This window comes from Escherichia sp. WS1265 (assembly GCF_046487585.1).
Lineage (GTDB): Bacteria > Pseudomonadota > Gammaproteobacteria > Enterobacterales > Enterobacteriaceae > Escherichia > Escherichia coli.
This window is the reverse complement of sequence record NZ_JBJQJE010000030.1, coordinates 29,453-41,398: the sequence shown is the minus strand read 5'-3', so window position 1 is coordinate 41,398 and position 11,946 is coordinate 29,453. Positions and strand designations below refer to the sequence as shown.

The 11,946-nt window shown below is 49.4% G+C and carries 13 protein-coding genes and 1 pseudogene; 4 read left to right on the top strand and 10 right to left on the bottom strand.

The window, feature by feature from the left end; translation table 11 throughout:
• The 4 genes and pseudogenes from tuf to bfr all read left to right on the top strand — a co-directional run.
• Positions 1–130 (top strand): annotated as a pseudogene (tuf, locus tag ACJHX3_RS23005) (elongation factor Tu); the annotation flags it as partial.
• Positions 131–420: 290 nt separating this feature from the next.
• Entirely contained in the window at positions 421–3,123 is a 2,703-nt protein-coding gene (gene chiA / locus ACJHX3_RS23000; RefSeq protein ID WP_024216245.1) for a bifunctional chitinase/lysozyme, read from the top strand.
• Between the two features lie 168 nt (positions 3,124–3,291).
• Complete coding sequence (gene bfd, locus ACJHX3_RS22995) at positions 3,292–3,486, top strand: bacterioferritin-associated ferredoxin (RefSeq protein WP_000289085.1); 195 nt, start codon at positions 3,292–3,294, stop codon at positions 3,484–3,486.
• Between the two features lie 71 nt (positions 3,487–3,557).
• On the top strand, positions 3,558–4,034 hold the full coding sequence (gene bfr / locus ACJHX3_RS22990) for a bacterioferritin (RefSeq protein WP_000675504.1): 477 nt from the start codon (positions 3,558–3,560) through the stop codon (positions 4,032–4,034).
• A 28-nt stretch (positions 4,035–4,062) separates the two neighbouring features.
• On the opposite strand, the gene gspO is transcribed toward bfr, so the two are convergent.
• Genes gspO through gspE form a run of 10 tightly spaced genes read right to left on the bottom strand, consistent with a single transcriptional unit; the run spans position 4,063 to position 11,944 of the window.
• On the bottom strand, positions 4,063–4,740 hold the full coding sequence (gene gspO / locus ACJHX3_RS22985) for a prepilin peptidase GspO (protein WP_024216246.1): 678 nt from the start codon (positions 4,738–4,740) through the stop codon (positions 4,063–4,065).
• Entirely contained in the window at positions 4,740–5,201 is a 462-nt protein-coding gene (gspM, locus tag ACJHX3_RS22980; RefSeq protein ID WP_024216247.1) for a type II secretion system protein GspM, read from the bottom strand. Before gspM ends, gspO begins: the two co-directional genes overlap by 1 nt.
• On the bottom strand, positions 5,198–6,361 hold the full coding sequence (gspL, locus tag ACJHX3_RS22975) for a type II secretion system protein GspL (RefSeq protein ID WP_024216248.1): 1,164 nt from the start codon (positions 6,359–6,361) through the stop codon (positions 5,198–5,200). The genes gspM and gspL overlap by 4 nt, the downstream gene beginning before the upstream one ends.
• A 14-nt stretch (positions 6,362–6,375) precedes the next feature.
• Complete coding sequence (gspK, locus tag ACJHX3_RS22970; RefSeq protein WP_024216249.1) at positions 6,376–7,359, bottom strand: type II secretion system minor pseudopilin GspK; 984 nt, start codon at positions 7,357–7,359, stop codon at positions 6,376–6,378.
• A complete protein-coding gene (gene gspJ, locus ACJHX3_RS22965; protein WP_001600564.1) occupies positions 7,352–7,939 on the bottom strand; it encodes a type II secretion system minor pseudopilin GspJ in 588 nt (195 codons plus the stop codon). Before gspJ ends, gspK begins: the two co-directional genes overlap by 8 nt.
• On the bottom strand, positions 7,932–8,309 hold the full coding sequence (gene gspI / locus ACJHX3_RS22960) for a type II secretion system minor pseudopilin GspI (RefSeq protein ID WP_001041743.1): 378 nt from the start codon (positions 8,307–8,309) through the stop codon (positions 7,932–7,934). The genes gspJ and gspI overlap by 8 nt, the downstream gene beginning before the upstream one ends.
• Complete coding sequence (gene gspH, locus ACJHX3_RS22955) at positions 8,306–8,815, bottom strand: type II secretion system minor pseudopilin GspH (RefSeq protein ID WP_024216250.1); 510 nt, start codon at positions 8,813–8,815, stop codon at positions 8,306–8,308. The genes gspI and gspH overlap by 4 nt, the downstream gene beginning before the upstream one ends.
• 7 nt (positions 8,816–8,822) lie before the next feature.
• Positions 8,823–9,260 carry a type II secretion system major pseudopilin GspG gene (gene gspG / locus ACJHX3_RS22950; protein ID WP_094308102.1) on the bottom strand — a complete coding sequence of 146 codons (438 nt, stop codon included), beginning with the start codon at positions 9,258–9,260 and terminating at the stop codon, positions 8,823–8,825.
• Between the two features lie 9 nt (positions 9,261–9,269).
• Complete coding sequence (gene gspF / locus ACJHX3_RS22945; protein WP_001109564.1) at positions 9,270–10,466, bottom strand: type II secretion system inner membrane protein GspF; 1,197 nt, start codon at positions 10,464–10,466, stop codon at positions 9,270–9,272.
• Positions 10,463–11,944 carry a type II secretion system ATPase GspE gene (gene gspE, locus ACJHX3_RS22940; protein ID WP_024216251.1) on the bottom strand — a complete coding sequence of 494 codons (1,482 nt, stop codon included), beginning with the start codon at positions 11,942–11,944 and terminating at the stop codon, positions 10,463–10,465. The genes gspF and gspE overlap by 4 nt, the downstream gene beginning before the upstream one ends.
• Between the last annotated feature and the right edge of the window lie 2 nt (positions 11,945–11,946).

Sequence of the window (11,946 nt, the reverse complement as noted above, 5' to 3'; positions counted from 1 at the left end):
GCCGGGCGACAACATCAAAATGGTTGTTACCCTGATCCACCCGATCGCGATGGACGACGGTCTGCGTTTCGCAATCCGTGAAGGCGGCCGTACCGTTGGCGCGGGCGTTGTTGCTAAAGTTCTGGGCTAATTACACGTTAATTAGTTTCGAATTAAAAAGGGCGCTTCGGCGCCCTTTTTGCATTTGTTGACTGCATATCTTATTCGTACTGTCAGAACGAATAAATTATTCATATTTAAAATATCAATTCAATTTAATATTTAAAATATGAATATTTCTGTTTTTAAATGCTTCATTTGTCAGGCTTTTTTCTTATTTTTAATGCCGTGCTTTAATTCATATTGAAGGGTTCTCGTAAAACGTAAATAATTCCTGCGTAGGACTTTTGTTTTGCAGTTTTTACGTCACAAGGGATTATAATGAAATTAAATATATTTACCAAATCTATGATTGGTATGGGGCTGGTGTGTTCCGCTCTGCCAGCATTGGCAATGGAAGCATGGAATAACCAACAAGGTGGCAATAAATATCAGGTTATTTTCGATGGCAAAATTTATGAAAATGCCTGGTGGGTTTCTTCTACAAATTGCCCGGGAAAAGCGAAAGCAAATGATGCAACTAACCCGTGGCGTTTAAAGCGTACCGCGACAGCTGCTGAAATTAGTCAGTTTGGCAATACACTTTCCTGCGAAAAGAGCGGTAGCTCATCTTCTTCAACTTCGAATACGCCTGCATCCAATACGCCGGCTAATGGCGGTTCGGCTACACCAGCACAGGGCACTGTTCCGTCTAATTCTTCTGTAGTTGCCTGGAATAAACAGCAGGGCGGTCAGACCTGGTATGTCGTCTTTAATGGTGCGGTATATAAAAATGCCTGGTGGGTAGCCTCTTCTAACTGCCCGGGTGATGCGAAAGGCAATGATGCCAGCAACCCATGGCGTTATGTTCGTGCCGCTACGGCAACGGAAATCTCAGAAACCAGTAATCCACAGTCCTGTACTTCAGCACCACAGCCTGCACCGGATGTGAAACCGGCACCGGACGTTAAACCGGCTCCTGATGTTCAGCCAGCCCCAGCTGATAAGTCAAACGACAACTATGCTGTCGTAGCCTGGAAAGGTCAGGAAGGTTCTTCTACATTGTACGTTATCTACAACGGCAGCATTTATAAGAACGCCTGGTGGGTAGGCGCGGCAAATTGCCCAGGCGATGCGAAAGAAAACGATGCCAGCAACCCATGGCGTTATGTTCGCGCGGCAACAGCAACAGAAATCAGCCAGTATGGTAACCCAGGCTCCTGTTCCGTTAAGCCGGATAATAATGGCGATGCTGTGACTCCGGTTGATCCAACTCCGGAAACACCGGTAACTCCAGTTACTCCAACTCCGGATAATAACGAGTCATCAACACCAGCGGATAGCAGTAACGATTACTCACTGCAGGCGTGGAGTGGCCAGGAAGGTAGCGAAATTTACCATGTTATCTTCAATGGTAATATTTATCAGAATGCCTGGTGGGTTGGTTCTGAAGATTGCCCACGTGGCACTAGTGCAGAAAACTCCAATAACCCATGGCGTCTCGTGCGTACAGCTACCGCTGCGGAAATGAGTCAGTACGGTAACCCGACTACCTGTGAAATTGATAACGGCGGCGTCATTGTTGCGGATGGTTTCCAGGCCAGCAAAGCGTACAGCGCGGACAGCATCGTAGATTATAACGATGCACATTATAAAACTTCTGTCGATCAAGACGCATGGGGCTTTGTCCCAGGCGGTGATAACCCGTGGAAGAAATACGAACCGGCGAAAGCATGGTCCGCATCCACTGTGTACGTGAAAGGTGATCGCGTTGTTGTTGATGGGCAGGCTTATGAAGCGCTGTTCTGGACGCAAAGTGACAACCCTGCTCTGGTTGCGAACCAAAACGCCACCGGTAGCAATAGCCGCCCGTGGAAGCCGTTAGGTAAGGCTCAGAGCTATAGTAACGAAGAGCTGAATAATGCGCCGCAGTTTAATCCAGAAACGCTTTATGCCAGCGATACGCTGATTCGCTTTAACGGTGCGAACTACATTTCTCAGAGTAAAGTGCAGAAAGTTTCTCCTTCTGACAGCAACCCGTGGCGTGTTTTTGTTGACTGGACCGGAACCAAAGAACGTGTAGGTACGCCGAAGAAAGCGTGGCCGAAACACGTTTATGCACCGTATGTTGACTTTACGCTGAATACGATCCCGGATCTGGCTGCGCTGGCTAAGAATCATAACGTCAACCACTTCACGCTGGCGTTTGTGGTGAGTAAAGATGCGAACACCTGTCTGCCGACATGGGGTACCGCTTACGGTATGCAGAATTACGCTCAGTACAGCAAAATCAAAGCTCTGCGTGAGGCTGGCGGCGATGTGATGCTGTCTATCGGTGGTGCTAACAACGCTCCGCTGGCTGCTTCCTGTAAGAACGTAGACGATCTGATGCAGCATTATTATGACATCGTTGATAACCTGAACCTCAGAGTCCTGGACTTCGATATCGAAGGCACCTGGGTTGCGGATCAGGCATCTATTGAACGCCGTAACCTTGCTGTGAAGAAAGTGCAGGATAAATGGAAGTCAGAAGGCAAAGATATTGCTATCTGGTACACCTTGCCAATTCTACCGACTGGCCTGACGCCGGAAGGGATGAATGTCCTGAGCGATGCCAAAGCGAAAGGTGTTGAGCTGGCGGGTGTGAACGTGATGACAATGGACTACGGTAACGCGATTTGTCAGTCTGCAAATACCGAAGGCCAGAACATTCACGGTAAGTGTGCAACGTCTGCGATTGCCAACCTGCATTCACAATTGAAAGGCCTCCATCCCAACAAGAGCGATGCAGAAATTGACGCTATGATGGGTACCACGCCGATGGTTGGCGTGAACGACGTTCAGGGCGAGGTGTTCTATCTCTCTGATGCTCGTCTGGTCATGCAGGATGCGCAGAAGCGTAATCTCGGTATGGTTGGTATCTGGTCAATCGCGCGCGACCTGCCGGGCGGCACTAACCTGTCTCCGGAATTCCACGGCCTGACTAAAGAACAGGCACCGAAGTACGCATTTAGCGAAATCTTCGCGCCGTTTACTAAGCAATAAATGTGTTGGCGATACCTTCCGGTATCGCCGCATTTTTTGTCAATGGGCTACTTTTGGTAGCCCATTATTTTTATTCATATTTCTATTCTTTGCTTAAAAAAGAGTCTTTCCGTAATTGAAATAAGAACTATTTTCATTTATTTTTGAGGAAAGTATACGGGAGTCTCTATGTACGTTTGTCTTTGTAATGGTATCAGCGATAAAAAAATTCGTCAGGCTGTGCGCCAGTTTTCCCCCCACTCGTTCCAGCAATTAAAAAAATTTATTCCGGTCGGCAATCAGTGCGGTAAATGTGTCCGGGCCGCGCGTGAAGTGATGGAGGATGAATTAATGCAGTTGCCGGAGTTTAAGGAGTCCGCATAAACGGAGTGTGTTTTTTGACTTACTCGTAAGCCGTTCTACGCTTCAAAGAGTGGAAGCGAAGGAGTCAAAAAATGAAAGGTGATACTAAGGTTATAAATTATCTCAACAAACTGTTGGGAAATGAGCTTGTCGCAATCAATCAGTACTTTCTCCATGCCCGGATGTTTAAAAACTGGGGTCTCAAACGTCTCAATGATGTGGAGTATCATGAATCCATTGATGAGATGAAACACGCCGATCGTTATATTGAGCGCATTCTTTTTCTGGAAGGTCTTCCAAATTTACAGGACCTGGGCAAACTGAACATTGGTGAGGATGTTGAGGAAATGCTGCGTTCTGATCTGGCACTTGAGCTGGATGGCGCGAAGAATTTGCGTGAGGCAATTGGTTATGCCGATAGCGTTCATGATTACGTCAGCCGCGATATGATGATAGAAATTTTGCGTGATGAAGAAGGCCATATCGACTGGCTGGAAACGGAACTTGATCTGATTCAGAAGATGGGCCTGCAAAATTATCTGCAAGCACAAATCCGCGAAGAAGGGTGAGCCGTGTCGGGAGGGAGAACCCTCCCGGTTAATAAGAGATCCAGGCCAGATACCCCAGGTTTATCATGCTGCTGAGCGCAAGCCACGGGCCGAATGCGATAGTGGTTATAGTCCGGTGTTGCAGAAGTTGTGAAACGATGGCGTAACCAATGCCACCCAGTGAGGCAATCAGCAGTATCATTGGCAACGTTTGCCAGCCACACCACGCGCCTGCAGCGGCCAGTAGCTTGAAATCACCGTAGCCCAATCCCTCTTTGTGACAAACTAACCAGACGCCCCAGTAAACACACCACAGCACCCCATAGCCCGCTACCGCGCCGTAAACCGCATCATGTAAATCAATTAATCCAGACTGCGCATTAAATACCAAGCCAAGCCAGAGCAGCGGTAAGGTGAGTTTGTCGGGCAGGAGTTGAGTGCGAAAATCAATAACACTGAGCGTGAGTGCGAAACAGAAATAGAGAAAGAGTGCGCCAGTCACGATGGGCGTGAAAGGTGCCAGGGCGCAGGCGATAGCAGCAGCAACGCAAAGTATCAGGGGCACTGTATCATGCCAGGCATATTTTTTTTGCCTGAAATGAATCAATACCTGGCGAAACGTTAACGCCGTTTTATCCTCCAAAGGCGAGAGGTGATAGGCCATAGCATTAACAAAATAACCTGCCATAAAACCAACCAGAATGAAGAGCGGCAGTAGCATTGTCATTATTGTTGCTCCCTGAAGGACAAATGCTTGAGGGTGATCTCTTCGTTTCCGGCAAGAGTAAACTGAAGATCTTCAATAACAATACCGTATGTTATCTGTGCCGTAGTGAGCCAGCGGGAGACGTTTTCGAGGGGAGCTGTGACAGGATGAATTGTCAGAGTATTGTCCGGACCGTTTTCCAGCGTGATAGTCAAATTCTCACGTTTTGCTTCCTCGAGAAGGATATTTTTGATGGGCTGCGTAAGCGCAGGATGACCAAGTAAACCATGGGTGCTCGCTTGATCCTGCATCCATTTGATGTCCTTCTTAATTTTTTGCGCGTGGGACTGATGCTCTGCAATGTAGGTATCTATCGGTTTTATCACCCCAAGCCAACAAAAAACGCCGAGCGAGAGAACCGCCAGTGCCGCAACGATCTGTTTTTCCGATGTGGATTTTTCTGCCCACCATGATTTAATCATTTCCCTGAGCTCCTTACTGTCCATACACCACTGACCGGATCTTTTTCTGTTTTTTGCATCGGAAGCCAGGACTGTGTTAATTCACAGAAACGATCGATATTGGCTTCACTCTTAGCACTCATTTTTAAGGTCAGCGACTTTTGCTTCTGGCTATAGTTAGCCTCCATTAACTGCAGTTCAGGGTGTTCCAGCAGAAGTGTTTGTAAATGATAGAGCAACGGCACAGCTTCAGGATATTGCTGAGCGAGTTGCTGCTTAAAGTAAAAACGAAAGTTGTGCGTGCGTTTGATCTGCGGGAAATAACGTTGCCAGGTTTCTTGCTGTTGATGCTGAAGTTGATCTTCAATCTTAAGCGTTTGCCAGAGCGCGATGCCCCGGCTGCCAACAAAAGAAAGAATGGTGAGAACGAGACAGCTTACTGCCAGGCGGGCGAGCCATTTTCCCGATTTGCTTACAGTTTTCTGTTTACGAAAAACACCATGCAGCATGTCATAGCGCTGGAATGCAATATCGGCAGAATACAAACTCAGTGATGGTATTTCAGGATGCTGGATAAGTGGATTGGCCGCTGCAACGCCATGAGGTGCTACACCATAACAAAGCATATTCTCAGGCGGAAACTGGGCAGCAAGATGCTGTAACCAGTGTTCATCCAGTTCGTTGAAGGCATGTGCGGCACTGCGAATAAGCCAGCTTGTTTGCTGGTTAACCAGAGTCCAGCTATCTACTTCCCAGGGAAGATAGCAGCCATCTGGCAAAACCCGCGTCACGTTGAGTCCGGCAGTATGTAAACGCTCAAGATAACGACTGAGTTTCTCCGACTGAATGCCTATCACCTCGACACTTTCGTTTTGTTTATCGACAACCGTCCAGTGCCAGTCCTGGGTGTTATCGGGTAACGTCTCCTCTGCCAGCCATTGCAATGTTTGTGCGGTGAGTTTGTATTTGACGTTGGGCAGCGTGAGGGAACGATATAAAAGACCCTCTGGTGGGATCAAAAGATGAACATTTCCGGCACCGGGCTGATCGGCCAGCGACTCCAGCGGAAGATCGTCTGTGAGCGTATGTACCGAAGATACGCTATCTGCGGAGAACGTCATCCATTCCCAATGCTTACGCAGCGTCGAGGAAGAACGTATAACCATCAACGATTCAGGCATCACGATCCTTATGATTAGTAGAGTTGCAGCGTACGCCGATAGATTTGGGCGCTCTGCTGTTTACGGTTGAAAAAAATATGGCTTTGCCATCCCTGGGATTGTTCGTCGCTGATACTTTCCGTACTCAGCGTAAAATAGCGGCTATAGGGAAAAAGATGCCCTTTCACCTGAGCTACCAGAGGCTTCACGCCGGAGAAATCCTGCTGCGCCCAGTAAAGAAATGCATCCGTGGTTAGCCAGCCTTCCCTCGGCCTTTTTTGCAATAAGACCCGAGCGTCAGCATCCGTGATGTTATTGAGGAATAACGCTCTGAAGAGCGGAATATCGTTCTCCGTTAGCATATTAAGATTGATCCTAAGTTCCGTGGTCGGGAGAACGCAGACATACGGGATAAGCCGCTGATAGATGTTTTCGGTTATGCCTTTTATCTGACGCAATTCGCCGGTCAGAAAAAGCATCTGATTGGCACTATGCCGGGGCGGCGTCTGGCTTTGGTAAAAGTTATCTTCTGCGCCGTGAAAGCGTGGTGAGTCATCGACATCAATATAGTCAGCGATTGATTGCACGATCTCATCGGTGTTTCCGCGATCGATACCGGCGTTAATCAGCAGCGCACTGAATACCTGGGCGGGGAAATCAGGGGAAGCCAGCGGGTCGTCAGAGATTTTTGCTAACGCATTGAGATTAAAACAGTGCTGGGCATCGCGTAACTGCCACTTCACTGTATTGCCATTTTCCAGCTGCAACTGTTGCGGTTGTGCCCAGTACTGCTGCAACGTGGTTTGTCTGTCGTTATCTTTAACGTCCTGGGTGAGGCTGGCAAGCGCAAGTTTCTCCGCCAGTTCAATATCATATTGCCGTTGCAAATGATGGTTTACCTGGCGGGTTCGCTGAAGCTGGCTGTGAAAACTGAGCGTCATGTCTGCTGCCAGAGCAGCCATGAGCGCCAGTAACATGAGTACAATGAGCAGCGCGACGCCGCGTTGTTCATTATTCATGGTTATTATTCCCGGCCTGAGTCTGAGCTGGCGACTCTTCTCTTGCTAATTGCTCAGGTAATGCAAAACGACGCTGTAGTGCCCCATATTGCTGAGTCTTCAGATGTAGCGTGACTGAGAGAGGATGTTCTTTGCTTTCCCCGCTGTTACTTTCCAGAAGAAAGCTCTCGACATGTTCCAGCATCGCCTGGGCAGGTTGATCCTTCCTGCCATCCACAGAAGTACGAACAGCACGGTAAAGCGTATGATTTCGCAGATACCAGTGAACCGTTTGTAAGGTTTGCGCTTCATTGAGCGGGGCCTGCGGATCGCGACTTTGCGTGGTAAAAATAGCCTCTTCACCCAACACCATGATTTTATCCGTACTCCGATTTCGGCGAGCGACCAGTTGCAGGAGATCGTTATCAAGAATGGTGATGGTGCGCTGTAGCTGATTGAACTGCTGGATTTCTTTCTGTGAACGTTGATGCAACTCGGAAGCTTGCGAAAAAATCATAAACGCCAGCACGCTAAGCATTGAGAAAATCGCCAGCGCCGCCATGACCTCCAGCAATGTGAAACCCTGCTGGCGATTAATCATCTTGTGCCTGCCCGGATTTATTATCGATGCTTTGATAACGCGTAAGCGAGGTTGTCTGACCGCTGGGTAATGTCACCGTTATGGTGCGTTCCAGAAGCGTGCCGTCTTTGCTTGAGTGGATATCGCTGCGCCAGTTCCACTCTTCGCCATTTATTAACTCTTTGCCAGAACTGGACGTGTTTTCCTCGCCGAATGAATCTTGTGACTGAAGCTGGTTATCCGCTATCCACAATGCCAGCGTCTCGTTGCGCATTCGCTCGATGGCATTTCGTTGCCCTTGCATACTGCTCATTAAAGTCAGAGCAACAGCGGTGAAAATACTCATCGCCAGTAAGACTTCAAGCAGTGTCATCCCTGATTGTTTGTTCATGGGCGGGTATCTCTGGCGAGCGTTTGATCCAGGGGCCATGAGCCTGAACTGACTAACGTCAGGAGCGGCTCACCGGTCCCGGTATTAGCCATCAACAAAGAGAAGGGCGTGATTTGTCCGTCGGCCAGAATCACCACCTGCGGTTGGTTGCTGTCATCAGGTTTAAATGGCTGAAGTTGAATTGAGAGTTCTTCACCCCAGTCATTTTTGCTCTCGTCTGCGGCATTTTCTTGTAATGGAACCCAGCGCCAGGCTGATGGTGTTTTGCCCGGTACCATAATGCGCCATGCTGAATCAGAGAAATGGATACCGACAGGCTGACCACTGAGCGTGGCGCGGTCGATGGCTAATTCAAGTGCAGCGGTAAACCGCGCCGCTGTTTCGCGCGCACGAGTGCTGGCGGTATCTTCCCGACCATATGTGAAGAGCACCACACTTGCCGTGATAGCGACCAGCGCCAGCACCAGCATCATCTCCAGCAGGGTAAACCCGCGTTGCTGATTCATCGCTGACTTACTTTTTCTTCTTGCTCAAACCCCAGTTGGTGATGTCGTCCTCGGTTCCCATTTCACCATCGGGCCCTGCTGAAAGCAGATCGTATGCACCATGTTCACCAGGATTAACGAGGACATAATCATTGCCCCAGGGATCGGCAGGCAGACGCTTGATATAACCTTCTTTGTTATAGTTTGCGGCCAGCGGTGGTAGTGTCGGTGCTTCGACTAAGGATTCAAGTCCCTGATTTGTGGTTGGATAGCGATGATTGACGAGCTTGTACATATCCAGGGCGTTTTCCAGCGCCACAATATCGCTGACGGCTTTTTGCTTATCCGCCTTTTCTTTATTGCCCATCAGGTTGGGAACCACCAGGCTGGCAAGTACGCCGATAATGACGATCACCACCATAATTTCCAGTAATGTAAAACCGCGTTGCTTATCCGTTGCGCGCATATACTTTCCTTAATTAATCATTGAGTTAAGTTGAAGAAGAGGTTGGAGTACCGAGACGACAATAAACAGGACGATCAGTGCCATCGTAATAATGAGTGCTGGCTCGAAGATGGAGAGCGTTAAGGCGATCCGATTTTGTTGGAGTGTCTCCTGGTTATCTGCGGCTCTGACCATTAACGTGCCGAGCTGCCCGCTTTTTTCGCCAGAGGCCACCATGTAGAGCATCATCGGCGGGAAAATTGCGGTTTGTTCCAGCGAAAGATGAATGCTGTTACCCTGGCGGACGTTCTCTGCTGCATTTGCCAGACGCTGGCGAATTTCGAGGTTGTTGAGGCTTTCGGTGGACAAATTCATCCCATCCAGCAGAGGGACGCCGCTGGATTGCAAAATACTTAAAGTGCGGAGATAGCGTGCGCTGTTAATGGCGCAAATCAGCGGGCCGATGAGCGCAACGCGCAGCAACATGGCATGAAAACGGTGGCGGTTATTGCCGCGTTTTAACCAGAGCCAGAAACCTACAGCGACAATAAACACCGTCGCTAATAATGTCGGGCCGGTACGTTGCAACGTGTCGCTCAGACCTAAAAGAATGCGTGTACTCAGCGGCAGTTGCTGCTTCATATGCACGAACTGTTCGGTAATTTTGGGCACGACAGCAGTGAGGAGAATAATCACGACCACAATCGCCACCGTAGTGAGCATGCAGGGGTAGATCAGTGACTGAATAAGCTTGCTGCGGATTTTCTGCCGGTTTTCATTGTAATCAGCCAGCTTTTCCAACACCGGGGCCAGCAGCCCGCTCTTTTCGCCCGCTTTAACCAGGGTACGATAGAGCGAATCGAAAAGCGTGGGAAAATGCTGTAATGCATCGGAAAGGGGATGCCCTTCAAGGATGGCGCTGCGTACCTGATTTAACACGTCAGCCAGTCGTTTATTACTGCTTTGTTGACCAATTACGGCAAGGCTCTCTTCCAGGGGTAATGCCGCTGCGCTTAAGGTTGCCAACTGCCGGGTGAAAAGCGTCAGTTCACTATGGCTGATCCTCGGGCGACGTGTTTTTACTCCCGAACTTTTTTGGGGGCGAATATCCAGCAGGAAAAGCCCTTCTTCACGCAGCCGCAGTCGTGCCTGACGTTCATCGTTAGCATCAATGATCCCTTGCAATTTTTGACCATCCTGGGTCATGGCGCGATAGCGATAATTCATGCTTCGCTCTCCAGCGTGGCACTGGCGACGCGCATAACCTCATCCCAGGAGGTGTCACCGCTTATCACTTTTTGCAGGCCATTTTTGATTAAGGCATTGTGTTGTTGCCGGACCAGTCGCTCCAGTGCTTGTTCATCCACATTTTCATGAATAGCGGCCCGCAATTCCGGCGTCACCACCATCATTTCGTGGATCGCCATGCGCCCCTGATAGCCGGATTGATGGCAATGAGGGCAGCCTACGGGAGTGCCAATTGCTGTCACCGCGAGCTGATGATATTTAAACATCTGCGCTTGTTGAGGGGATACGGGCGCGAATTGTCGGCATTGCGGACACAGACGACGAACCAGACGTTGCGCGATAATCCCTGCCAGTGAAGACGAAAGCAGGAATGATTCGACGCCCATGTCGCGGAGCCGGGTGACTGCGCCTGATGCACTGTTGGTGTGGAGTGTTGAGAGCACCAGATGGCCGGTGAGCGAGGCCTGAACCGCAATCTGTGCGGTCTCTGTATCACGAATTTCCCCCACCATGACGACATCCGGGTCCTGGCGAAGTATGGCGCGCAGGCCGCGAGCGAAAGACATATCCACACGGGTATTCACCTGCGTTTGTCCTATGCCTTCCAGTTCATATTCCACGGGATCTTCTACCGTCAGAATATTGCGGCCGGGAGTATTCAGCGCCGAAAGAATGGCGTAGAGCATGGTACTTTTACCGGAGCCTGTCGGTCCGGTCACCAGGATAATACCGTGTGGAAGCTGGATGAGATTTTCTAAATCCTGTTTATCCGCTGCCGTCATCCCTAGGTTGTTCAATGAAAGCTGGAGGCTGTTTTTATCCAGCAGACGGAGCACGGCGCGTTCACCATAGATGGACGGCAGTGTGGATACGCGGACATCTATGTTACGTCGCCCGATACGCAAACTAATACGTCCATCCTGTGGAATACGTTTTTCGGCGATATCAAGACGAGCCATGACCTTAATTCGGGAGATAAGCAGTGCCGCCAGTTTTTTGTTTGGCTGTAAAATTGTCCGCAAAACGCCGTCGATGCGAAAACGGATCGACATTGTTTTTTCATAGGTTTCAATGTGGATATCGGAGGCGGTTTCTTTGATGGCCTCACTCAAAATCGCATTGATCAAGCGGATAACCGGTGCCGCTGAATCTTCATTCAGGAGATCTTCATTTGCGGGCATCTCTTCCGAAAGCGAGAGAAGATCGACGGATTGATCGATATCCTGCGCAATCTGTTGCGACTCACCGGTATTCTGATGGAATACCGCTTCCAGCCGGGCTTCGAAATCAGCCTGTGACAAACTGGTCATGGTCTGGCACTGACCAACCTGACGCTGAATATCGAGTAACCGCTCGAATGGCGTACCGGCGAGATAAATAATCTCGCCCTCTGAATAGAGATAGCCAATTCGCTGTGCCAGCGCCCAACTGGCGGGGTACGGTGAGTGAATTCTCATAA

Coding starts and splice junctions, on each gene's coding strand:
- chiA (WP_024216245.1), top strand. CDS start 421: ATGAAATTAAATATATTTACCAAATCTATGATTGGTATGGGGCTGGTG.
- bfd (WP_000289085.1), top strand. CDS start 3,292: ATGTACGTTTGTCTTTGTAATGGTATCAGCGATAAAAAAATTCGTCAG.
- bfr (WP_000675504.1), top strand. CDS start 3,558: ATGAAAGGTGATACTAAGGTTATAAATTATCTCAACAAACTGTTGGGA.
- gspO (WP_024216246.1), bottom strand. CDS start 4,740: ATGACAATGCTACTGCCGCTCTTCATTCTGGTTGGTTTTATGGCAGGT.
- gspM (WP_024216247.1), bottom strand. CDS start 5,201: ATGATTAAATCATGGTGGGCAGAAAAATCCACATCGGAAAAACAGATC.
- gspL (WP_024216248.1), bottom strand. CDS start 6,361: ATGCCTGAATCGTTGATGGTTATACGTTCTTCCTCGACGCTGCGTAAG.
- gspK (WP_024216249.1), bottom strand. CDS start 7,359: ATGAATAATGAACAACGCGGCGTCGCGCTGCTCATTGTACTCATGTTA.
- gspJ (WP_001600564.1), bottom strand. CDS start 7,939: ATGATTAATCGCCAGCAGGGTTTCACATTGCTGGAGGTCATGGCGGCG.
- gspI (WP_001041743.1), bottom strand. CDS start 8,309: ATGAACAAACAATCAGGGATGACACTGCTTGAAGTCTTACTGGCGATG.
- gspH (WP_024216250.1), bottom strand. CDS start 8,815: ATGAATCAGCAACGCGGGTTTACCCTGCTGGAGATGATGCTGGTGCTG.
- gspG (WP_094308102.1), bottom strand. CDS start 9,260: ATGCGCGCAACGGATAAGCAACGCGGTTTTACATTACTGGAAATTATG.
- gspF (WP_001109564.1), bottom strand. CDS start 10,466: ATGAATTATCGCTATCGCGCCATGACCCAGGATGGTCAAAAATTGCAA.
- gspE (WP_024216251.1), bottom strand. CDS start 11,944: ATGAGAATTCACTCACCGTACCCCGCCAGTTGGGCGCTGGCACAGCGA.